24 protein-coding genes and 1 pseudogene are annotated in these 20,712 nt (G+C 52.3%); 5 read left to right on the top strand and 20 right to left on the bottom strand.

Going from position 1 to position 20,712, the window contains the following annotated elements; all coding sequences use genetic code 11:
• Nucleotides 1-8: 8 nt before the first annotated feature.
• On the bottom strand, nucleotides 9-968 hold the full coding sequence (locus tag SBI19_RS21245; protein ID WP_317971522.1) for a helix-turn-helix transcriptional regulator: 960 nt from the start codon (nucleotides 966-968) through the stop codon (nucleotides 9-11).
• A 107-nt stretch (nucleotides 969-1,075) separates the two neighbouring features.
• On the opposite strand from SBI19_RS21245, the gene SBI19_RS21240 reads away from it, so the two are divergent.
• Nucleotides 1,076-2,287 carry an MFS transporter gene (locus SBI19_RS21240; RefSeq protein WP_317971521.1) on the top strand — a complete coding sequence of 404 codons (1,212 nt, stop codon included), beginning with the start codon at nucleotides 1,076-1,078 and terminating at the stop codon, nucleotides 2,285-2,287.
• A gap of 43 nt (nucleotides 2,288-2,330) precedes the next feature.
• On the opposite strand, the gene SBI19_RS21235 is transcribed toward SBI19_RS21240, so the two are convergent.
• The 10 genes from SBI19_RS21235 to SBI19_RS21190 all read right to left on the bottom strand — a co-directional run bounded on the left by SBI19_RS21235 (nucleotide 2,331) and on the right by SBI19_RS21190 (nucleotide 9,677).
• Entirely contained in the window at nucleotides 2,331-2,822 is a 492-nt protein-coding gene (locus SBI19_RS21235) for a GyrI-like domain-containing protein (RefSeq protein WP_317971520.1), read from the bottom strand.
• Between the two features lie 94 nt (nucleotides 2,823-2,916).
• On the bottom strand, nucleotides 2,917-3,840 hold the full coding sequence (locus SBI19_RS21230) for a sensor histidine kinase (RefSeq protein WP_317971519.1): 924 nt from the start codon (nucleotides 3,838-3,840) through the stop codon (nucleotides 2,917-2,919).
• Between the two features lie 23 nt (nucleotides 3,841-3,863).
• A complete protein-coding gene (locus SBI19_RS21225) occupies nucleotides 3,864-4,604 on the bottom strand; it encodes an ABC transporter permease (RefSeq protein WP_317971518.1) in 741 nt (246 codons plus the stop codon).
• The gene (locus SBI19_RS21220; RefSeq protein ID WP_317971517.1) at nucleotides 4,597-5,520 is read right to left on the bottom strand and encodes an ATP-binding cassette domain-containing protein; all 924 of its coding nucleotides are present in this window, start codon (nucleotides 5,518-5,520) and stop codon (nucleotides 4,597-4,599) included. Before SBI19_RS21220 ends, SBI19_RS21225 begins: the two co-directional genes overlap by 8 nt.
• A 79-nt stretch (nucleotides 5,521-5,599) precedes the next feature.
• The gene (locus tag SBI19_RS21215) at nucleotides 5,600-6,295 is read right to left on the bottom strand and encodes a response regulator transcription factor (protein ID WP_317971528.1); all 696 of its coding nucleotides are present in this window, start codon (nucleotides 6,293-6,295) and stop codon (nucleotides 5,600-5,602) included.
• A gap of 219 nt (nucleotides 6,296-6,514) precedes the next feature.
• On the bottom strand, nucleotides 6,515-6,772 hold the full coding sequence (locus SBI19_RS21210; protein ID WP_317971516.1) for a hypothetical protein: 258 nt from the start codon (nucleotides 6,770-6,772) through the stop codon (nucleotides 6,515-6,517).
• 115 nt (nucleotides 6,773-6,887) lie between these two features.
• Complete coding sequence (locus SBI19_RS21205) at nucleotides 6,888-7,454, bottom strand: GNAT family N-acetyltransferase (protein ID WP_317971515.1); 567 nt, start codon at nucleotides 7,452-7,454, stop codon at nucleotides 6,888-6,890.
• A 132-nt stretch (nucleotides 7,455-7,586) separates the two neighbouring features.
• On the bottom strand, nucleotides 7,587-8,501 hold the full coding sequence (locus tag SBI19_RS21200) for an NAD(P)/FAD-dependent oxidoreductase (RefSeq protein ID WP_317971514.1): 915 nt from the start codon (nucleotides 8,499-8,501) through the stop codon (nucleotides 7,587-7,589).
• Between the two features lie 77 nt (nucleotides 8,502-8,578).
• Nucleotides 8,579-8,983 (bottom strand): RrF2 family transcriptional regulator, encoded by a 405-nt coding sequence (locus tag SBI19_RS21195; RefSeq protein ID WP_317971513.1) that lies wholly within the window; start codon nucleotides 8,981-8,983, stop codon nucleotides 8,579-8,581.
• 211 nt (nucleotides 8,984-9,194) lie between these two features.
• Nucleotides 9,195-9,677 carry a GyrI-like domain-containing protein gene (locus SBI19_RS21190; protein ID WP_317971512.1) on the bottom strand — a complete coding sequence of 161 codons (483 nt, stop codon included), beginning with the start codon at nucleotides 9,675-9,677 and terminating at the stop codon, nucleotides 9,195-9,197.
• A 104-nt stretch (nucleotides 9,678-9,781) separates the two neighbouring features.
• On the opposite strand from SBI19_RS21190, the gene SBI19_RS21185 reads away from it, so the two are divergent.
• Nucleotides 9,782-10,471 carry an HTH domain-containing protein gene (locus SBI19_RS21185; RefSeq protein WP_317971511.1) on the top strand — a complete coding sequence of 230 codons (690 nt, stop codon included), beginning with the start codon at nucleotides 9,782-9,784 and terminating at the stop codon, nucleotides 10,469-10,471.
• A 4-nt stretch (nucleotides 10,472-10,475) separates the two neighbouring features.
• Here the strand turns inward: SBI19_RS21185 and SBI19_RS21180 are convergent, their stop codons facing one another.
• From SBI19_RS21180 to SBI19_RS21155, 6 genes and pseudogenes are all read right to left on the bottom strand, one after another.
• The gene (locus tag SBI19_RS21180) at nucleotides 10,476-11,237 is read right to left on the bottom strand and encodes a glycosyltransferase family 2 protein (RefSeq protein ID WP_317971510.1); all 762 of its coding nucleotides are present in this window, start codon (nucleotides 11,235-11,237) and stop codon (nucleotides 10,476-10,478) included.
• A 12-nt stretch (nucleotides 11,238-11,249) separates the two neighbouring features.
• Nucleotides 11,250-11,831, bottom strand: a complete 582-nt coding sequence (locus tag SBI19_RS21175) for a TetR/AcrR family transcriptional regulator (protein WP_317971509.1) — start codon at nucleotides 11,829-11,831, stop codon at nucleotides 11,250-11,252.
• Between the two features lie 172 nt (nucleotides 11,832-12,003).
• A complete protein-coding gene (locus tag SBI19_RS21170; RefSeq protein WP_317971508.1) occupies nucleotides 12,004-12,903 on the bottom strand; it encodes an AraC family transcriptional regulator in 900 nt (299 codons plus the stop codon).
• A 161-nt stretch (nucleotides 12,904-13,064) separates the two neighbouring features.
• Nucleotides 13,065-13,856, bottom strand: a pseudogene (gene lgt, locus SBI19_RS21165) (prolipoprotein diacylglyceryl transferase).
• A gap of 60 nt (nucleotides 13,857-13,916) precedes the next feature.
• Nucleotides 13,917-14,717: a M56 family metallopeptidase gene (locus SBI19_RS21160; protein ID WP_317971507.1), complete on the bottom strand. Its 801-nt coding sequence runs from the start codon at nucleotides 14,715-14,717 to the stop codon at nucleotides 13,917-13,919.
• Nucleotides 14,714-15,145, bottom strand: coding sequence for a BlaI/MecI/CopY family transcriptional regulator (locus tag SBI19_RS21155; RefSeq protein WP_317971506.1), 432 nt, complete (start codon nucleotides 15,143-15,145; stop codon nucleotides 14,714-14,716). The genes SBI19_RS21160 and SBI19_RS21155 overlap by 4 nt, the downstream gene beginning before the upstream one ends.
• Before the next feature lie 156 nt (nucleotides 15,146-15,301).
• On the opposite strand from SBI19_RS21155, the gene SBI19_RS21150 reads away from it, so the two are divergent.
• The gene (locus SBI19_RS21150; protein WP_317971505.1) at nucleotides 15,302-15,892 is read left to right on the top strand and encodes a TetR/AcrR family transcriptional regulator; all 591 of its coding nucleotides are present in this window, start codon (nucleotides 15,302-15,304) and stop codon (nucleotides 15,890-15,892) included.
• Nucleotides 15,893-15,994: 102 nt separating this feature from the next.
• On the opposite strand, the gene SBI19_RS21145 is transcribed toward SBI19_RS21150, so the two are convergent.
• Both SBI19_RS21145 and SBI19_RS21140 read right to left on the bottom strand, forming a co-directional pair.
• Entirely contained in the window at nucleotides 15,995-16,933 is a 939-nt protein-coding gene (locus tag SBI19_RS21145; RefSeq protein WP_317971504.1) for an aldo/keto reductase, read from the bottom strand.
• A gap of 19 nt (nucleotides 16,934-16,952) precedes the next feature.
• Nucleotides 16,953-17,951 (bottom strand): Gfo/Idh/MocA family protein, encoded by a 999-nt coding sequence (locus SBI19_RS21140; protein ID WP_317971503.1) that lies wholly within the window; start codon nucleotides 17,949-17,951, stop codon nucleotides 16,953-16,955.
• Between the two features lie 123 nt (nucleotides 17,952-18,074).
• Between SBI19_RS21140 and SBI19_RS21135 the strand changes: the two genes are divergently transcribed.
• Nucleotides 18,075-18,914, top strand: coding sequence for an AraC family transcriptional regulator (locus SBI19_RS21135; protein ID WP_317971502.1), 840 nt, complete (start codon nucleotides 18,075-18,077; stop codon nucleotides 18,912-18,914).
• 56 nt (nucleotides 18,915-18,970) lie between these two features.
• Here SBI19_RS21135 and SBI19_RS21130 read toward each other — a convergent pair whose 3' ends face one another.
• The gene (locus SBI19_RS21130; RefSeq protein ID WP_317971501.1) at nucleotides 18,971-19,615 is read right to left on the bottom strand and encodes a DUF2306 domain-containing protein; all 645 of its coding nucleotides are present in this window, start codon (nucleotides 19,613-19,615) and stop codon (nucleotides 18,971-18,973) included.
• 268 nt (nucleotides 19,616-19,883) lie between these two features.
• Between SBI19_RS21130 and SBI19_RS21125 the strand changes: the two genes are divergently transcribed.
• Nucleotides 19,884-20,675, top strand: coding sequence for an AraC family transcriptional regulator (locus SBI19_RS21125; protein WP_317971500.1), 792 nt, complete (start codon nucleotides 19,884-19,886; stop codon nucleotides 20,673-20,675).
• Nucleotides 20,676-20,712 lie beyond the last annotated feature (37 nt).

The raw sequence follows: 20,712 nt of genomic DNA, 5'->3' as shown, positions 1-20,712 counted from the left end.
TGTTATGATTATTGTGCGCCTTCGCTCTGATATCGCGCCAACAGGGCAGCCAATCTCATTCGTATGGCTTCCTTCAACTCTCCAGGCTCCTCGAGAACAACTTCGTCGCCCAAGCCGATCATGAACTGCGCATAGAACGGGATATCATCACGCGACACATCATGGTCAATCAGGCCCGTGCCGTCCTCCCGAACTTGCAGCATAGGAGCCAGCCATAGCTCGGATTCGCAGCGTTGGACCCCTTCCTTACTCAATACGGCGCGGAGTCGAATCGGGTCCCTCGGCTGAGCGGCATCTCGGCGGCTGAGCCGAACATCCTTCAGTTGAACGGGCGCCGTGCCGGATATATCATCCACTGCCTCTCGAATCCGATCACATCGGAATACGCGATAATCCTGCCTCACGAAACAGTAGGCCGTACAATACCAGAAGCCGTTGTTGGCATAAATACAGACCGGTTGAATGAGGCGGCTCTCTGTTCCTCGATCCTGCGACTCATACAGAATGACGAGCACCTTCTGTTGAATGGCGGCATTAAGCAATGCCGCCAGACAGGGGGCATCGCTCCATCTTGTCGGCGCTATGAAGTCGACCCGGTCCTTCATGCTGTCGATCCGGTCCCTTACATCGCCAGGCATGTGCAGATAGAACTTGCTCAGAGCCGAGGCTGATTCGGCCGCGAATGGAAGCGAGGAGTAATGACGCAAGGCGTGCACCGCGAAGAACATCGCTACAGCCTCGCCTTCGGTGAAAGCGATCGGCGGCAGCACCCGCTCCCGTACGACCTGATAACCGCCATGCGGTCCCACCTCCGAATATAAAGGTACGCCGAGCTCGCTGAGCTCCTGCAGGTCCCTTAGAATGGTCCGCTTCGACACGCCGAATTCGTCCGCAAGCTCCTGAACCTTGAACCGCCGCTTCCGGTTGACGGTCATCATGATTTCCATCAGTCTCTTGGACTTCGGCATCCGCATGCGCCCCTTTCCTATCTATTCCTAGTTGATGACAAAGTCTGTCACCATTATACCGTACGATGGTGCTGTAAACGACCTAAACCAAGTAGGAGTGATCCATCGTGCGGAAATTTACCCTGTTATTCTTCGTCGTTATGTTCATGATCGGAACCGATACGTTCCTCATCTCGCCCTTGCTTCCGACGCTGCAAGCCGAGTTTCATGTGTCCACAGGCAGCGCTGGCTGGATGCTGGGCGCCTATACGCTTGGCTCCTCGATCTTCGCTTTAATTGCCGGTCCCCTGTCGGATGGCTGGAATCGCAGAACGGTCATGCTCTGCGGCTTGCTCGGGTTCTCGGTCTCCACCATGCTGTGCGGCTTTGCCGACAGCTTCTGGACGATGTGTCTGTTCCGTTTCCTCGCCGGCATCAGCGCGGCCTTCACAGCGCCGCAGGTATGGGCCTCTATCCCCGCCGTCATGCCTTCCGCCGCCATCTCGCGAACGATGGGCATCGCCTTCTCGGGTCTCGCCACCGCCCAAGCGCTCGGCGTGCCGATCGGAAGCTGGCTTGCTGCCGCTAACTGGTCGGTTCCATTCTGGACGATCGGCGGTGTTTCGCTGCTGCTGTGCGTTGGCGTATTCTATATGCTGCCGGATATCAAGCCGCGTACAGCATCGAGTGGCCCAACCGTCATCCTTCGTCGATATGTACCGCTTATGAGAAGCGGCAAGGCCAGAGGCGGCTTCTTCGCCTACTTGCTCCTTCATCTGGGCAGCGGTACAGCTATTGCTTTCACCGGACGATGGCTGGCCGACCGATTCGAGCTTCACGTGGGGCAGATCGGCAACGTGATGATGTTCCTTGGGTTCGGTACGCTTCTTGGCAGCTTGATCAGTGCTTATGCGATCCGTATGCTTGGCACAGTAAAAGCTGTTACGACAGGCATGCTCTTGGTCATCGTGTTATATGCCAGTATGCCTCATATCGCCAATCTATCCGTTGTGACGACCAGCTATCTGATCCTATTCGCCACGCTAGGTATCATCTTCCCGATCGCCATGGAAGGTCTTACGTCGCTTAACGCTTCCATACGCGGGACGATCTCCAGCCTCGCTAACGCGACGATGAACGGTGCGAACACGCTGGGTGCATGGGTTGCCAGCCTGCTCTACGTCCAGCTTGGCGGCTTCTCACCCATCGGTTATTTCGCTGGCTTCTGCCTTGCACTGTCGCTTGTCGCCTTCTTGCTTAGCGGCGTTCTTCGCCGGGAGGCTAGTGCGCCAAACGGAGAGAAAGCACTACCTGGACAGGAGGTCAGCCCTTCACCCTAACAATAAAGCCCTCTGGCGGCTATTACCGCTAGAGGGCTTCTGCTTATTCAATCGGACCGAATATATCGATCGTAATGCGGCCTTCCCGACCTTCGTCCGCGAAGGCGTACTTCTCGATAACCATCGCATTCGGGCGCTCCTTGAGCCCATGCTCTTCCCGGTAGCGATGCAGCTCGCCGTATGGATCAGGCTCCCATGGCGATACGCCATCGTACTCCGCCTTCAAGTACGTGTGCGCAGGCACCGAGAAGCCCATCATTCCTTCTGGTACATGTTCCAGACTGCTTACCTGCATGCAGTAAAAGTACGTAAACATGACTTCACAGCTGTACCAGGGGGCATAGAAGTAATCCGGGTCGACGACATGCTGGATTTCTGCCCGCCTGCGCATGAAGGCTTCCTTGACCTCGCCGATTCGGCTGAAGTCACCGTGCTTGAACGATACGTTCACGATCATCCCGACAAACAGCAGCTCCGGCAGGTCCTGACGGCTGACCGCAATCGCTTGCTGAAGGATTTCCGACTGGTTCGGCATCTTACTCGTCCCCTCTTCACGTTCGATTAGTTAGCGATTCGCCTCATGTGGAGCATACCTTCACCTTTTCAATATTTTGTTTAAAATTCTTCGTTCACCCTGCGCTATCCTGCTCAATCTCCCGCCATTCGCAATGCATGAATAACGCGCCGCCCTTCAGCTCCGCGGTCAGACTGCCATTCATCTTCTGCATCAAGCTCTTCGCAATCGATAAGCCAAGTCCCGTCCCTTTCTCCGTCCGCTGCTGATCCGCTTTGTAGAATCTGTCGAACAAATACGCAAGATCTGACTGCTGCAGCCGTGGCGCGGAGTTATGAATCGTAAGCCGTGCTGATGCTTCATCCGCTGTCCGCACCAGCTCAATCGAGACGTCGCCATCCGAATATCGGAGCGCGTTCGTCAATAGGTTCTCGATGACCCGCTTCACCGCAGAGGGATCGGCGATCATGCTAATCTCATCCTCTGGAAGACCGAGAATCGGCTCGATATGCCGCTGGTTGAACGCCTCGTAATAACCGACCAGGCTCTCCAGCACCAGCTCGTTCAGCACAACCTTCTCCATACTCAACGCATAATCCGGCGACTCGATGACCGACAGCTCGAAGAAATCTTCGAGCAGCGCTTTGAGCCGGAGTGCGCTTTTGCGAACGACTGCCGTATACTCCCGCTTCTGTGCCTCGGGCATCTCCTCGCTCTCGATCAACTGCACATAACCAAGAATCGACGTCATAGGCGTTCGAATGTCATGTGAAATATGCGAGATCGCCTGCTTGAGCTCGTTCTCCGTCCGCGTCTTCTCCGCATTCGCCTGCCGGGTCCGATCGATCTGCCGATTGATCTGCTCAGCCAGCGCCTCCATGTCCCGATCCTGCACGATGACATCAAGCTTCTTCGCGGTGGCACCCTCATTCCACTGCTGCAGCTGCCTTGTCGCTCGCCGGATTTCACGTTTCAGCCGATACAACGCAACGAGCGCCAGCACGCCCGTCATCACACCTAACCCTGCGATCCAGAACATGCTTAACGCTCACCGCCCATTGTCTATTTGATTTCTTTTCTCTGAAAAATACGGCAGCCCAACCACCCGAAAACAACGATCGTAGCGATCGGAACGGCAAGCTGCGTAAACCATTGGCCCCCGTCCAGCGACTTCGCATCCGCAATGTTGAATAACAGCTTGAACACGGAGTAATCCCATAGCGGCTCAAGGAAAGTCAGCTTCGCGCTAAGCGCTTGGAGCAGCGAACCGAAGAACATAAAGAATACGAGCAGAAAACCGATCGACTTGCCGCTCTCTGTGAACAATGTCGCGAACACCGTCATGATCGAGCCGAATGCGGCTGCATACAGCAACGTCAGCCCGATTGTCTCGAAGAAGAAGCCCGCATCGGGCAGATCGGCAAATCCGACGTAAATGCCCACTCCGCCTGTCATCAACAGCAAAGGCAGTATAGATAGAATAGCCGCCCCTATCGTGAATACAAGAAGCTTCGCTGCATAAACCCGCATGCGACTGTTTCCGGACGATACAATGCTCTTCATCGTGCCGGCGGCATATTCCCCGGAGATGAAGAACCCGGCCAGAATGCAAGGCACGAGCTGCATGAACTGAAAATTAACGCCGAGCATGTCATTCGCATACAACGAGTCGAGTTGAAAATCGCCATCATAGATGCTGTCAACGATGTACAGCAGCGAGATGGCTGTCAGAATCCAAATAAGCGTCCAGAACGACCGATCCTTCCGCAGCTTAAACCATTCCGCCTTAATGAGATTATTCATGCGCGGCACCTCCGATCCGGCTGGCGAAATATGCCTCAAGATCGACGCCCATCGGCATGAACTGCTCAATGACAAGCCCGCCGCCCACCAGCGCAGTCGATACTTTGCCCGGCGTGTGTACGAATTGGAACAGCTTGATTGTCCCGTCCGGACTTACCTCGTAATCGGTCGTGTTCAAGGCTGTCTCCATGACAACCGCCGCTCGATGCGGATCGTTCACCCTAATATGCAAATATTGCTGGCAATTCGCGTTAAGCTCGGCTGCCGTTAACTGCTCCAACAGACGTCCGTGATGAATGATGCCATAGTGGGTAGCCAGCAGATGAAGCTCGCTTAGAATGTGGCTCGAGATTAGAATCGTAATGCCATATTCGCGATTCAGCTTCATCAAGAGCTGGCGAATCTCGACGACCCCCATCGGGTCGAGTCCGTTGATCGGCTCATCGAGAATGAGAAACTCGGGGTCGCCGAGCAGCGCAATGCCTAGTCCAAGCCGCTGCTTCATGCCGAGCGAGAAGTTCTTCGCTTTCTTCTTCCCTGTACCCTCCAAGCCGACAAGCTCGAGCGTCCGCTTCACGCACTCGCGCCCCGGGATGCCTTTCAGCAGCCGGTGTGCCTCTAGATTATCTGCCGCGCTCATCTGCGGATAGAGCGCGGGCCCTTCAATAATCGAGCCGATCCGGCGTCTTGCCTCGGTCAGCGCCTGTCCGCCCGTCGCGCCGAACAGCTCAAGCTCCCCGGATGTCGGGAACGCGAGACCGGCGGCAAGACGGATCATCGTCGATTTGCCGGCGCCATTTTGCCCAATGAATCCGTAGATCGCGCCTTTCGGAATGGCTAGATTCACTTGGCGAAGCGCCCATTGCTGCTTATATTGTTTGGAGATCTGGTTCGTTCTCATTACGTATTCGCTCATGGTTCTCCTCCTTCTGATGATGTTTCCCAGTATAGAGAGGAAAACATAAGCAGCGCTTAAGACAACTCTTAAGAAAAGCTTAAGTTCGAAGCCGGTATCCCATGCCCCAGATCGTCTCGATGTATTCCTCGCTCGGATTCGCACGGGACAGCTTGTTCCTTAGATTGCTCATATGTACGTTAATCGTATTATCGTCGCCGTGGAAGTCTTCTTCCCACACGCTCTTGTAGACGTTCGCTTTGGTGAACACCTTCTTCGGCGAAGAAAGGAAGAGCTCCAGGATACGGTATTCTCTCGCGGTGAGTAAGACGGACTGACCTCCGACACTGACGGTTCCGGCCTCGGTATCGATTACGATGTCCTTATGGCGAAGCTGTGGAGAAGCTAATGGCTCTATGGCATGGCGAGATCTTCTTAAATGGGAATCAATCCGCGCCGACACCTCCTCGATGTCGAACGGCTTCGTAATGTAATCGTCTGCCCCTGTTCGCAGCATGTCCACCTTCGTACGCTGATCGAGTTTGGCTGAGATGATGAGCACCGGCACGTGACTTGTCTCGCGAATCCTGCGCATGACGTCTTCCCCGTTCATGCCGGGAAGCATGAGATCAAGCAGCACCATGTCCCATAAGCCGCCGTTGTCCAAATGCAGCAGCGCCTCCGTACCGGAATAGGCTGGCTGCGGCTCGTAGCCGCTCTTCCGAATGATGCTGCATAGCAGCGCATTAATATCGTTATCATCCTCGACGACGAGGATGCGGATGGAAGCTGTCATCGTCATACGTGTGCGCGAGCTCCTCTCGAATATGTTCGTTCGCTCAGGTTATACCGACTATTGTAGAGGAAGGGTGATGCCCAATTCAATTAGCCGATATGAGCAAAAAAAGGCTGCCCCCTCGCGATCGGAAGCAGCCGCCTGCAGACGGTTGATCACATTTATTCCCCAGCGTCTATTCATAGGCATGATGCGAAAGCCATCAATCAGACAGCGATGCTAGTCATTCCCTTTGTTCGTCCCTTGCTGCTTCTCCTTCAGCGCGCCGGAACCGATTCCCCCGATCACCATCAGCGCGAGCGGCCCGATATTCCAGATGAACTTATCGTTGAATACATGGATATCCAGATCCCCTAGTTTGTTCAGAACAAGAAAGACCAGCTTAATAAGCGTAAGCACAAGGCCAACGACGAAGATAATATCAAACGTCATCTTCCATCTGGCATTAACCAACGGCTTGCTATTATCTTGTCTCAATACGTCCACCCCTCATAAATTAACGGTATATACATAGCTTAAACTTTTTATCTTCTTTTCTATCCTTCCAAATAGAAAGTCCACCCTAAGGATGGACCTTCCGTTTGTTATAGAATTACCGTTGATCGTACTTCTCTCTCGTCAGCACATACATCCGTTCACCGTTGCAGTCTGCATGATCGCCCGTGAGCCCTTCTAATACGCGGTCAAAACTGAAGCCAAGCTTCTCGATAATACGCACGGACGCAGCGTTCCGCGGATCGGCTTTCGCGTACAGCTTGTCGATCCCGATGACTTCGAATGCGTAATCGATCAGTGCCGAAGCGGCTTCCGCTGCATACCCGTTGCCCCAATACTCGCGGCCGATCAGATAGTACAGCTCTTTGTCAGGCGCGCTGAAGTCCAACGTGCCTACCCCGCACCAGCCTACGAAGGCGCCTGTTGTCTTGCTGCGAATCGCAAATGAATATTTGAATGGTTCGTCGAACGGCGTATCATAGCTGCTCATTAACCAGTCGAACACGCCTTGATACTCTTCAAGCGAGAATATGTCCATGTGCATATACGTCAGTACTTCCGGGTTCTGCATGAGCTCGAATGATTCTATTCGGTCGCTCTCGATATAGGGACGGATAATGAGTCGTTCCGTTTCTAATTGTATGGCAGATAATGCTGCGTTCATTGCTGCTAACCTCCAAGTCTGTTCCGAAAAATGTTCAGACTAGAGTATGCGTTCTGGCATTGCGATCCCTCGCTTCTGTCATGTATAACTGTTCCTATTCTATTGGCAGACCCAGAATTTGCATAGTCCAGTTTATTGCATCGATCGGTTCCAGCTCTCCATAAGCAGCTCGCCGTTAATACTCATAGCCGCCATCGCGCCAGTCGATGCGGCTGCGATCGCTTGATACATCTCCGTTCCGGCATCGCCTGCGCAATAGACGCCCGGCACATTGGTTCTGCCGAGCATATCGGTGACGACAGATCCCGTCTCCTTCATCTCGCACCCGATTGAAGCCGGCAGTTCAGATCCGATCGTAAGCTGCGGTGCGAAGAAGATGCCCGTGCACGATACCGTTGTGCCGTCCTCTAACTCCACACGCTCCACCATGCCTTCGGTTGATACGATCGAACGAATCGGCGCATCGAATACGGGCACGCCATGCTGGCGCAGCTCGTCGCGTTCCTCTTCCGTCAGCTCATCCGGCCCGTTGGTGCAAATGGCGTAACGGCTGGACCATCCGGGAATCATTTTGGCCAAATGAACCGCGCCTGCGCCCTTAGCGATGATGACGAGCTCTTGGTCCTGCAGCTCCCAGCCGTCGCAATACGGGCATACGAACGCGCTCGTCCCGTATACATCGAGTAGTCCTGGAATCGGCAGCGGCAGATCCTTCTTCCCGATTGTGAACAGCACCTTCTTGCTCTCGTAGGTGTGCCCTTGTTCCGTTGTGATGCGGAACCGGCCGTCGCATCCTTCGATTGACTCAGCCGTCTCAGCGGCGAACGTGACCGATGGGTACTCGCTAATCTGCTCCTTGGCAATGCGCCGGAATTCGCTTGGTTTGATCCGATCCCGCGACAAGAAGCCGTGCATCTCGTGCGTGACCGCATTGCGCGGCCGGGAATCATCGAGCACAAGGACGTCCTTCCTCGCTCTGCCAAGCGCAAGCGCGCCGCTCAGCCCCGCTGGTCCGCCGCCGATAATGATGCAATCATACTGTTTCATTGATAGTCCTCCTCAAGTTTAATTAGAGACATTAAAGACTCTTTATATCTGTAATATAAGCAAGAAAAAAACGGAACTTAATCCGTTGTTGCAGGCAGACGTCTTGCGACATCAACCAGTTTCTTGCTCGCGAGCAGCTGCTCCATCTGACGCTCTGCGTCCAGCACAACTTGTTGGATCATGCACTCATCCCCATGGTCCAGACTGCATTCGAGCAAACTTGCTGTTCCTTCGATCGCCTGAATAACATGGAGAAAAGAAATTTCGTCTTGTGCCTTCCGCAGCCTATAACCGCCGTTCGCACCTGGTGTCGAGACGATTAGTCCCGCTTTGACGAGCTTCGTCATCAGCTTCGAGAGGTAGGTCGGCGATACGCCCAGCTTCTCCGCTAGCTGCTGCACGCCAACCGGCTTATCCGGCGCAGATGCTACGAGATACAGCATCGCATGGAGCGCATAGTCGGTTGCTTGGGAATATTTCATGATGGTTCGACCTCCATTAAGGACTATATGTATCTATAATAGCTTTAATATATCTGGTAAGCAAGCCCGTATATTTACAGGGCGGGTGAAAATAAAAAAAGAAGCTGGTCAATTGCTTCACAGCAGCAGCCTCTTCGTCGTAACCTTTACCTTTATATAACAGCAGCAATCTGCCAGAACACTAACGGATGCCACAGTTCTGCGGTAACCGTTACCTGACCTCGACAGGGATTAAGATATCGAATTCAGGCTCGCTTGTATACGGGTCCTGATCCATCGGCATGATCTCGAAGTGCGTTACGTCGCCAGCATGCTGCTTATATCCATTCCTTTCAATCCATGAATAGATGTTGTTATAGGAGGCGTCGATTGTCTGCCCTTTGCGATGCTCGCACTTCGCATAAGTCAGGGTTGGAAGCTCGATCGTGATCATGCCTTCCGGAATATCCTCAACCTGCGACACTTCGACGACCCCGTAATGCGTGAACCCATCTTCGCCGTTGATATGATTGGACAAGCCCAGAAGCTTATCTGGGTTAATAACGTGTTTGATCTCGTGTACACGATTGATAATCTCCGTATGCAGCGCCCGAATCTCGCCTGCTGCCGCTCCAGCGAATGTGCCTACCCACTTCAATCCCACCGCTACAAAAGCTTCCTTCGTCACCAGCATCGTTTCTTTCACCTGTTCCATCGTATCGCCCCCGAATAAGTTAGAATATGACAATTCCATAAGTCCACTATACAATAGAATGGTGACAGAAACTGACAGATTATCAAGCGGAGCAGGTGAGATTTATGACCAAAACACAGCGGCTGCATGAAGTCATCGCTCGAATTTATGAGAGACAGCAGTTTACGGTAGATGAGTTAGCGGAGGAGTTCAGCGTTTCCTATCGGACGATGCTGCGCTATCTGCAAGAGCTCAGCGGAATGGGCGTACCCCTGTATGCGGAGCCCGGCCGCAATGGCGGGTACAGTCTTCTTAAGCAGGCTTCGTCGCGCCGTGTGCAGCAGCAACAACAGCCCAGCTTGTTCAGTCGATGCATCAAGCCTATGACGCATATTGTAGGCGTTGAGTTCAAGGCGCCATTCACAGCGGTCTACATGGCCCGCGTGCATATGCCCGCAGTATGGGAATCATTGATGAACCGTGAGCATGAGATCATGAATGCCGTAGATCGAACCAGCTATGTCGGGGTTGCGCTGAGCAGAAGCCATGTCTACCATTACATCGCAGGCATGGAGGTCACGCATCCGCGCGCTGTTCCTGACGGAATGCTCAGCATTTCGCTGCCCCCGCGCGAATATGCCGTTTACAACCACGCTGGTCCTGCCGGCCGTTCCGAAGTGGACGACACTTACTTCTATTTGCTCGATAAACTGCGTAAGCAAGGGTTGGACCATGATCCGGATGCCTATACATTGGAGGTTTTCAACCGATCGAATCTAAAGGAGCTATCGGTTTACATACCGCTGAAGATGTAAGAGGTTATCTAGCTTGGTTCTCGTAGTATGCCTTATCGGCCGCCCGTTTGCTTCTCCCTTTGCCGCCGGTCCAGTAGCCTAATATGATGCCAGGGTTCTTGAACAACCCCCAGTCTCCATGCGTATCGAACTTCCGGGTCGATGTGAACAGCTTCGCCGTGCGAATCGTACCGAACTTCTGTCCTTTCTTCTGACCGTGCTTCTTCAGCCGTTTAGCGAAGTCTGCATCCTCCGTCATCAGCATCTGCTCGTTAAAGCCGCCGATCGCGAGGAAGTCTTCCCTGCGACACCAGAACATCCCGACAGATATATTGCCGTACTTGAGCATCAGAGGTAACAGCACGACGAGCAGGGAACAAATAATGCCAAGCGATACCCTCTCCATCCGGATTGCCCCTACGCCGCCGCCAATCATCTGCCCGCCGGACAGCAGTCTCTCCACCTCGGATAACATGTTCGCAGCCATGCGGCTGTCGGCGTCGATCGATACGATCCATTCCCCTCTTGCCGCCTTAACGCCGGCATTGCGGATGACCGACAGGTTCTTCGTATCCTCGCGAACGATCACACAGTTGTAAGAACGAGCAATTTCCTCCGTACGGTCTTCGCATCGATTCAGAACAACGACAACCTCAATCGTCCCCGTGAATGTCTTAGCCGCCTCTTGAATCGAATCCAGACAGCCTGCAATATACTTTTCTTCGTTATGCACCGGAATAATGACGGACAACTTAATCATCTCGCTGGAATCTGTACCAATGAACATACTTACTCCTCCTTATGAACGTCGAATGCCGGATAACAACAGCTCGGTCGACTTGCGGAACAACACCTTCATCTCGTCCTTGGACAAGAAAGCGTGACTATCGCTTAGACCGGAGTAGAAGCTTAGCACGATGAATGCTAATGTCTTCGGATCCTCTTCCTTTAAGAAGCCTGAAGCAATGACCCTGCCGATAAAATCTTCAAAATTCCGCATATACGCATTCATAATTCCTACAAAACGAACGGTGTTCTCACTGCCCGCTGCGACCCGCATAAATTCTTCCGCCGCCTTGGATAACGGCCGCTGCAGCGTATCGACGAAATAGTCCGCAAACACATAGAACAGCTCTTCCATATCATCGATATCCGCAGTCCGCTTCGACCATTCATCCCATGAGCCCGTGAAGGCGGTATCCGCAATGTAGACGAACAGATCCTCCTTGTTCACAAAATGGTGGTATACACCGCCCTTGCTGCAGCCGGCTGCCTTGCAAATATCTTGAATCGAGGTGGCGGCATAACCCTTCTGCGAGAATAACGCCTTCGCACAATCAACAATGCGCTGCTTCGTGACCTTGTCTGACTCTTGATTCAACGGAACTCTTCCTTTCGTCGATAAGCATACCGACCGTTCGGTATGTGGTTAATATTACCTTTTATCTAATTTCATGTAAATGATGTTCGACCCGATAAATTCAAACAATTTGTGTAAACTTGTGGAAAATAAAACAGCCACCCATGGGATGGCTGCTTGTTGTGCAATTATCCTATCCGATTCTACGTACCGCAAACCACAACTCCACGAATTGCAGACCTTCTTTCGTTCCGTACATTTCGAACTCCATTCCATCCGCCTGCTCATAACCTGAAGTCGGCAGCCACTCGGTGTAGAAGCGGCGATACAGTGATTCCATGACCCCGTCGAATGCGTTCCAATCAAATAACTCGGACGGGAAAATAGCCCAAGTATGCGCCGGAATCGTCACAACCTCATACCCATCCACCCGACTATTACCGCTCTTAAAAGCAAACAACATATAAGGAAATGTATCCGTCCCCGTATTCCGATACGTACATACTGCATGCACCTTATTGAAATCTTGGCTCACAAAAGAAGGCAAATCACCGGCGTTGGCAGCAAGCTTCTCCACTCCGCCATTGGCAAGGTTTTGCTGCCAGAAATGAGCAGGCGTGCTCGTTTCAACACCCTCTCCATCGCTGCGAAAAACACCTTCCATGCCGAATACCTCGAATGACTCCCTCGTCTCTATGCGATAGTTCATCGCTTCCGCTCCCTTGATTGTGATGAGGAAGGACAAGCGAGGGTAGGCTTTGAGCATGATGCCATCTTGTCGAGCCATTGCCGGCGTGATGCCGTGAAGCGCTTGAAACGCGCGGGCAAAAGAAACCGGTGATTCATATCCATATTTCATCGCCACATCAATTACTTTCGCAGCCTCATTGTTCTGTAACTCCAGCGCAGCAAGCGTCAGTCTTCTGCGCCGAATATATTCGGCCAGCGTAACGTCTGTAATGAACGAGAACATTCGCTGAAACTGATGGGACGAGCAGCAAGCTCTGCGAGATACCTCACTGAGCATAATCTCGTCATTCAGATTGGCCTCAATGTAGTCCATTGCACGGTTCATCCGCTCAAGCCATTCCATCCTATCCCCTCCTCTCAATCAAAGTATAAAAAAGCTGCTCTTTCGCCTCGCAACTATTTGTGCACAAGAAAGTTGTTTTGAGAAGTGATTACTATATTGCAGTATAACATGGCGGCCGACGTCCTATTGCCTGCCTCCAATAACCTCGTGAAACAAAGAAGCTAAACAGCCGGAGCTTGCTGTATTCCCCGCCGAGTATAGGCGTACAGCACCGCCATCATGCACACACTAATGACGATTACCACGAAGCTGGTCCATTGACCAGCCGTCCAATCAAGAGCATATCGCGGCGAATCCCCGCGAAGGAATTCGAGATTGAACCGGCCGATCGAATACAGGATGTTATAAGCGAGGAACAACATACCTCTTGTCATCCATTTCCGACCCTTGATCGTCAGCAGCACGGCGAAAATAATAAGATCCCACTAGCTCTCGAACAGCTCCGCCGGCCACAAGGGCACAGCACCGTATTTCTCGTAGGCTAATGTGCCTTCTCGATAGATCATGCCGAAGCCGAGTCCCGTCGGCGAACCATAAGCGTCACCGTTCATGAAACATCCGATACGGCCAATCGACTGGCCTAAGACGATCGCCGGCGCAAGCACATCCGCAAGCCCCCAGAAGGACAACCGATGCTTCCTTGCATATACGATCATCGCGGCGAAGCCGCCAATGAGAGAGCCTTGCACCGAGATGCCGCCATTCCAGATCGCAATGATCTCGGACAGATGCTTCGAATAGTACCCCCACTGGAAGAAGAATACGTGCCAGATTCGCGCGCCTGCGATCGCCCCGACGAACAGATAAGGCACCATATTCGTAATATGATCCCGGTACGGCGTCCCCGCAGCCAAATAATGCGCCACCCCAAGCGCCAGCATCGCGGCCAGCGCCGTAATCACGCCATGTGTATACAGCGTAAATCCGCCTATTGAAAACAACTCCACGCTCATTGTTAAGCCTCCTCAATTGCACTACATTATGTAGTATAATAGTTCAAAAAATAAGGGATTTTAGGAATCCCCGCTAATCATCATTAACAGCAAGAAAGATAAGGAGATCAGCATAGGCCGCACAATCGCGATCTTCACCTTAACGGCTTGATCCGGCTCCAGCACCTGCGCGATCCGATAATCCATCGTCGCCGAGGCAAAATGCACGGCAGCCGCATGCTGCCTCATATTCCCCAGCTTCGACAGCTTCAACAGCACGCTTGCCAGCGGCAGCTCTGTCTCCATCCGCTCGATAGCGAACCGGTCCGCAAGCAGCTCCATCCACGTGTGAACGTAACGATAGATCGGACGCATGATCGGCAAGTACCCGAAGCTTTCCGTCAGCAGCTTCGTGAAGAACAGCTTCGCATTGTCGCGATTGCGGCAGTGATGCCATTCATGCAGGATAATCGCCTTGAGCTCCGCATCGCTGAACATGTCCAGCACCGTATCGGAGATGACAATCGTCGGCTTCCGCATGCCAATCGCCATTGCAACGAAAGTATCGTCTCTAACGACGAGCATTCGTATGCCGAGATCACGATACTGGAAGCGCAAACGCTTCGTCAGCTTCTCCTGCTGGATGGAGCGAAAATGCTTCATCCATTTGCGAGACAGATACACCTGTGCTCCGATCCGCCATAGCGCCCTCGCAATCGTATAACCCGCAAGCAAGCCGATTTCGATATACGCCACGAGCAGGCATTGCGTACTGTCGCTGTGCAGGGAATGATACGTAAACAACACAAGCTGTAAGCCGACCATAACGACGAAGAAGATCGCAAGACCGTACACCCATCTCAGCCTCGGCGCCGCGTTCATTGCTTGTTCCTCTTCTTAATCTCATTCAGCTTGCGCTCCAGCTTGGCGATCATCTCTTGATCCACATCCTCCAGCGCATCGATCATATGGCTGACGACGAGACTGCCGTACTCCTGAATAAGCCCTTGCGACACGACTTTCGTCTGCTCGGACAGAAACTGCTCTTTCGATTGCACGGTGCTGAACCGCGCCGCTTGCGTACGTCCCTTACCTACCAGCACTTTGGTCAAATGCCCCTTCTCGAGCAGCCGATTCATGACGGTCGTCACCGCATTGATCGAGATTGGGCTTTCCGGGTTCAAGATGGACTGCACTTCCTTGATGCTCATCCCTTCGGATGACCAGAGCAGATCCATAATCTTCGCTTCCAGCGGCCCGAAGAACCGGTTCAATCCTTCTCCGCCGACGTTCAGCTTCTTAATCTTCATGCTCTCACATCCTTATGCACTACACATTGTAGTATGATGGCTCGCGAACTGTCAATAACAGGGGAATGCACTAGATAAGATAAGGCAATGTCTATTGGACAACGACCGTTATGCTATAATCAGCTAATAGTATGTATACGGAGAGGACCTCGAATCATGCGTAAAGGCGAACTTACGAAACTCCGAATTATCGAGCGAGCCGCCTACCTGTTCAACGAGAAGGGATACGCGGCGACGACGATGCAGGATATTATGGACGCTACCGGCCTTACCAAAGGCGCCATCTATCGCAGCTTCACTAACAAAGACGAGATCGCCATCGAAGCGTTTCAATATGCGGGACAAGTGCTGTGCCAGCATTTCTCCGCGGCGGTAGACAGTCAGAACACCATCATTGGCAAAATAGTAGCAATGTGCGGCATCTATCGAGACACCGCCTATAATCCGCCTATCCAAGGGGGCTGCCCCTTCCTTAATACAGCCGTCGAGAGCGATCATTCCTTCCCTGTGCTGCGCGACCACGCGGTCCTAGCCTATAAGCAAATGCTCGGCTTCATTCAATCGCTGCTCCTTCAAGGCATCCAGAGCGGAGAGCTTCGCAGCGACATGGATACCGAATCAACAGCATCGTTCCTCTTCTCATCCATTGAGGGGGCCATTATGGCAAGCCGACTGACAAGAGACAATCGCCACGTCAGCTATGCGATGGACAACATCAAGCAGCTGCTTGGCGCCTACAAGGCGTAATCGCAGCCGATCTTCTGGAGCACGCACTTATCATTGGTCGTACACAATTTCGATATAATACAGCAAAGCACGCTCCTCGGATAAGGAGCGTGCTTTGTGCGTTTATTTCTGATCCGAGCCGAGGTCAAGCCAGTTCATCTCTTCACGGGTCAGCTTGACTCGCGAACCCTCGTCGCAAGAGCCGAGCTCTTCAAGCGATTGGGCGCCAATCAGGGCACAGGTCGGGAACGACTGGTTAAGGACATAAGCGAGCGCAATTTGGATTTGCGTCACTTGCTTCTCCTCGGCCAGCTGCTTCGCGCGCTCATAACGCTCCCAGTTATCATCGCTGTAGAAGACGCGCACCAGATCAGCGTTGCTGCGGTCTTCCTTCGAGAAGCGGCCCGTGAAGAAGCCGCGCGCTTGCGATGACCAAGAGAACAGCGGCAGCTGATTCGCTTCATGCCAACGAATCGTCTCTTCGTCTGCCGATACGCAGCCTGCCCAGAACGGCTCATTGGCCTTTGCAAGGCTTAAGTTCGGGCTGCTGAACGAGAAGCCGACGAGACCCTTGGCCGCGGCATAGTCATTCGCCTCCTGAATCCGCCGCCACTTCCAGTTGGATACGCCGATCGTTTGCACGGCGCCTGACTTGATATGCTCGTTCAGTATTTCAATGACTTCGCCCGCAGGAACATTGGGATCGTCGCGGTGCAGGCCGTACATATCGATCGTGTCGACCTGAAGACGTTCAAGACTCGTCATCAGGTCGCTGCGAATCGCTTCGCGGCTGACGCGCGGACCATTCTGATCATGATGGGCGCCTTTGGTCAGGATAACCCACTGATCGCGTGTGCCGCGCTCTCGCAGATAACGTCCGATCACTTCTTCGCTTTGTCCGCCGCAATAAATATGAGCAGTGTCCAGGCTGTTGCCCCCGATAGCGAAGTACGCGTCCAGGTTGGCAGAAGCTTTCTCATAGGCGTCATGGGCGAAATAATCCGTGCCTTTCATTAAGCGCGCTACAGGTTTGTCCAGTCCTTCAACCTTCAAATATTCCATCCTCGGCAGCCTCCTTGATTTATAAAGTAACTCTCGTCCGTTCACGAGCGGACGACAAGCATGCATCAATGACCTTCATATTGCGGATTGCATCCGAGGTAGGGAAAGCGAGGCTCGTACCGTTCATAATCGAACGGGCCATGGAATCCGCCTGCTCCGTATAGGCATTCACATAAGGGACTTCAATCTTACGGCGTTCGCCGCCGGTTGTCAGATAGATATGACCGCTTTCCTCTGTAGGCGTTATGAATGCCGACGGAACTTCAATAATACCGTCCGTGCCCAGCACCTCGAGCGGGTTACGGAACGCCGCCCACATGCCGCAGTCGAAGGTGAGTGAAACATTTCCTCCGAATTCAATCAATCCGGAAGCCATCATATCGACATCATCATGCTGCGGGGAGAAGAACGCGCTCACCGTTACGGCTTCCGGCTCTTGGCCAAGCAGCAGCCGCGCTGCGTTAATCGGATAACAGCCCACATCATAGATGGAGCCGCCGCCCCAATCTTTCCGGAACCGGACGTTCGCCGAGTCATTCGGGTTATTGAATGTAAAGGCGCTTCGAATGCCGCGAATGTCGCCGATCGCGCCGGATGCGATCAAATCTCGGATCTGCGCATAGCGAGGATGATATCGGTACATGAACGCCTCGGATAACAAAACGCCGGCCTTGTCCGCCGCTTCAGCCATCTCAGCCGCCTCATGAGCATTCAGAGCGAGAGGCTTCTCGCACAAAATATGTTTGCCTGCTTCGGCTGCACGGATTGCCCATTCCTTGTGCAAGTGGTTGGGCAGCGGTATATAAATAACGTCAATCGAGGGATCGCCGAGGAGCGCCTCATAACTGTCATAGACGGTTCCGATATTCAGTTCCTTTGCCGTGCGTTTTGCTTTGTCCCCATCACGGCTTGCAATAGCGGCCGCCTCGTTCAGTTCTGATAAGTGGAGGCCTGGAATGACTGCCCGCTGCGCGATATTAGCGCATCCCATAATGCCCCATTTGAGCTTCTTACTCATGCTTCACCCTCGCTTTGTTCGTAAGTTTTATGACTATATTGCGATTATAGGAGATGGTATTTAAAATTAAAATGATATTATTTTGCATTCGGTTATAACAATATTGTTCAGGAGGACCTTGCCATGAAACGACAAAGTCTGCTGCTTACGCTCCCGAATATGCCGTACTTCTGTTTCCCGGAATCGGTAGGCCAATACCGTCATGATCCGGAGCATAGTGTAGAACGCGAGGCCGGCGCCCTTAACAATTTCAATATCCATTACTGCGTTTCGGGCAAGGGCTATGCCGAGATCGATGGGATTGTGCATGAGCTTCGGGCAGGGGAGGCCGTGCTTTATTTTCCTCTGCAGAAGCAGCGCTATTACAGCAACAAAGACGACCCTTGGGATGTGCGATGGTTTCATTTCTACGGTGGAACCGGGCTGGGCGATTATCTCATCCAACATGGCTTTCACAGAAACCCGCTGTGGAAGCTGGGCCAGCCCAAGGTGTGGGAGCAGGCTCATGAGGAGCTGCTCGACGAGGCGGAGACGAACCGGATGCTGCGCCCCGCTCATCTGTCCATGCTCACCTATATGCTGCTGACGATCTTCGTCGAGCAGGCGGTTGCGCTTGCGGGAAGCAAGGCGGGAACATCGGGCGAGCGAATTATGGAGCTTCTGCCCCTTATGCAGCAGGATGCGGTGAAGCCTTTTGTTCTAGAAGAGTGGGCGGATAAGGCAGGCGTGACTCCCTATTATTTCTGTAAGCTGTTCAAGAGCGCTACGCGCATGACGCCGATGGATTTCATTACCCGCTGCCGCCTGCAGGCGGCCAAGCAGTGGCTGCTGGAGCGGAAGGATGACAACATCGGGCAAATTGCAGAGGAAGCAGGCTACCCAAGCGTCAGCTATTTCAACAAACGGTTCATGGCGCATGAAGGAATGACGCCTACTGCTTACCGGAGATTGTATGGGGTATAAAGCAAATAACCGGCTTGCCATGTGAGGGCGAGCCGGTTTTTTCTCAACAATCTGCCTTATGCCGTTCTGTTTGATCGTCTTAACACGATACGAATGACCATCTCTGATGATAGAAGCAGCAGTACGATCGTTGCATAAATCGAAATGACATAGCTATTGGCGTAATCCATACCGAATCCATTATTCAGCAGCGAATGCAGCGCATGAATCAGTAAGTTCGTGAACACAAAAGCATAACTCCGTATCATCCACTCTCGATGTTGGGGAAGCTTTTTCTTACGGATTTGTACGATAGCAATGACCGTGAAGATCGGCCAAATGATATTAATAAGGTTGAAGGCCATGCTGGCCGCTTTGCCCCCCGTCGCGTACGGCGCCATGTAGCCGGACGTAAGCGTGACGATGAGTACGGATACGGCATATAGATAGCCATTCCACTTATGAAACTTGCGCTGACTCTTTCTCAAAATCGCTGACGAGAAGTTGACTGCCCCTGCTATCATCGCCAGACAAGCGAACACAACGTGAATCTTCATCACCGTCAGCCATGCGCTGACAGGCAGAGCACGCTTCAGATCTGTTTTGTGATCCAGGAAGGCAGCCGCCTTCGGATCGCCAATGAAGTTGGTGTACACGGCATGCACGATGAGGACCGCTGCAATCAACACCATCAGCCAATAGGCTTTTTTACTTCCAGTCATAGTCATCATCCACTCTGTTTTTTACTTATGGATACTCCATAAAAAATACCGAACCGTACGGTCTCTTTTTCTAATTATAAAGATAATGCGCCATCTGACGAGTCCAGTTTTGCATGATTCGCTGCCCTTTCGCGACCGCTCGGGTCAGACGTCACCAAATCAACACAAAAAGGCACCTCATCGGCGCCGTTCCTATTCTAAATTTTTCAGGTCAACCTTTATTAATATGAAGTATCATAGGGATGGAGATACTAGGGGGGGAGAGCAAATGAACCATATTTACTATGTGGAATGCGACGCTGCGCACGCAAGCAATTTTTCCTTTGATATTCCTCAAGGACATAGCTGCTGGCTCCTTGTCATCACCAAGACCCCCGCTCAATTTTGGGTCGATGGGGAACTCAAAGAGTACCCTGCTCATAGCGCCGTTGTTTATCGTGCGCACCAGAAAATTTATTACAAGGCTTGCGCTGAGAAATACGTTAATAACTGGATCCGATTTGCATCCGACGAAGCTTTTATTACCAAAACATCGCTTCCGTTCGGCGTTCCATTCTCTTTGGATGATCCTGACTACTGCCACAAGCTATTCGAGCTATTAGTCATCGAGCACAACTTTAACCGAGACTACAAAAATTCATCCATCAATCATTTGCTCCAGATGATGTTTAACAAGCTTTTGGAATCCTATTTTCATGATGGCTTTACACCGCAATACTATCATTTATTAAAACTTCGCTCGGCCATTCAGAACAACCCCGGCGACCAATGGACCGTTCCCAAAATGGCGGATTTTCTCGGAATCAGCCCAGGCTATTTGCAGACTATTTACAAAAAAGCCTTCGGCATCTCCTGCATAGAAGATGTCATCAACAGCCGAATTCGGCTGGCCAAAGAATATTTGTTCCATGGCAGCCAAAGCGTTGCCGAAATCGCTTTTCAATGCGGGTATCATAATGTGGAACACTTCTGCCGGCAGTTCAAACGAATAACCGGCTATACCCCAAGAACCTACCAAATACATGACGACTTCGCGGCCGCCCCGGTCATTTCATCATAGCTAAAAAAGCCAGTAAAGCCTTCCATGCTCTCATGGA

Origin of the sequence: Paenibacillus sp. CCS19 (assembly GCF_033239625.1) — a bacterium.
Lineage (GTDB): Bacteria > Bacillota > Bacilli > Paenibacillales > Paenibacillaceae > Paenibacillus_T.
Note: the sequence above shows the minus strand (reverse complement) of the source record. Positions and strands in the feature narration are given on the sequence as shown.

Coding starts and splice junctions, on each gene's coding strand:
- SBI19_RS21245 (WP_317971522.1), bottom strand. CDS start 968: ATGCCGAAGTCCAAGAGACTGATGGAAATCATGATGACCGTCAACCGG.
- SBI19_RS21235 (WP_317971520.1), bottom strand. CDS start 2,822: ATGCCGAACCAGTCGGAAATCCTTCAGCAAGCGATTGCGGTCAGCCGT.
- SBI19_RS21230 (WP_317971519.1), bottom strand. CDS start 3,840: ATGTTCTGGATCGCAGGGTTAGGTGTGATGACGGGCGTGCTGGCGCTC.
- SBI19_RS21225 (WP_317971518.1), bottom strand. CDS start 4,604: ATGAATAATCTCATTAAGGCGGAATGGTTTAAGCTGCGGAAGGATCGG.
- SBI19_RS21220 (WP_317971517.1), bottom strand. CDS start 5,520: ATGAGCGAATACGTAATGAGAACGAACCAGATCTCCAAACAATATAAG.
- SBI19_RS21215 (WP_317971528.1), bottom strand. CDS start 6,295: ATGACAGCTTCCATCCGCATCCTCGTCGTCGAGGATGATAACGATATT.
- SBI19_RS21205 (WP_317971515.1), bottom strand. CDS start 7,454: ATGAACGCAGCATTATCTGCCATACAATTAGAAACGGAACGACTCATT.
- SBI19_RS21200 (WP_317971514.1), bottom strand. CDS start 8,501: ATGAAACAGTATGATTGCATCATTATCGGCGGCGGACCAGCGGGGCTG.
- SBI19_RS21195 (WP_317971513.1), bottom strand. CDS start 8,983: ATGAAATATTCCCAAGCAACCGACTATGCGCTCCATGCGATGCTGTAT.
- SBI19_RS21190 (WP_317971512.1), bottom strand. CDS start 9,677: ATGGAACAGGTGAAAGAAACGATGCTGGTGACGAAGGAAGCTTTTGTA.
- SBI19_RS21185 (WP_317971511.1), top strand. CDS start 9,782: ATGACCAAAACACAGCGGCTGCATGAAGTCATCGCTCGAATTTATGAG.
- SBI19_RS21180 (WP_317971510.1), bottom strand. CDS start 11,237: ATGTTCATTGGTACAGATTCCAGCGAGATGATTAAGTTGTCCGTCATT.
- SBI19_RS21170 (WP_317971508.1), bottom strand. CDS start 12,903: ATGGAATGGCTTGAGCGGATGAACCGTGCAATGGACTACATTGAGGCC.
- SBI19_RS21160 (WP_317971507.1), bottom strand. CDS start 14,717: ATGAACGCGGCGCCGAGGCTGAGATGGGTGTACGGTCTTGCGATCTTC.
- SBI19_RS21155 (WP_317971506.1), bottom strand. CDS start 15,145: ATGAAGATTAAGAAGCTGAACGTCGGCGGAGAAGGATTGAACCGGTTC.
- SBI19_RS21150 (WP_317971505.1), top strand. CDS start 15,302: ATGCGTAAAGGCGAACTTACGAAACTCCGAATTATCGAGCGAGCCGCC.
- SBI19_RS21145 (WP_317971504.1), bottom strand. CDS start 16,933: ATGGAATATTTGAAGGTTGAAGGACTGGACAAACCTGTAGCGCGCTTA.
- SBI19_RS21140 (WP_317971503.1), bottom strand. CDS start 17,951: ATGAGTAAGAAGCTCAAATGGGGCATTATGGGATGCGCTAATATCGCG.
- SBI19_RS21135 (WP_317971502.1), top strand. CDS start 18,075: ATGAAACGACAAAGTCTGCTGCTTACGCTCCCGAATATGCCGTACTTC.
- SBI19_RS21130 (WP_317971501.1), bottom strand. CDS start 19,615: ATGACTGGAAGTAAAAAAGCCTATTGGCTGATGGTGTTGATTGCAGCG.
- SBI19_RS21125 (WP_317971500.1), top strand. CDS start 19,884: ATGAACCATATTTACTATGTGGAATGCGACGCTGCGCACGCAAGCAAT.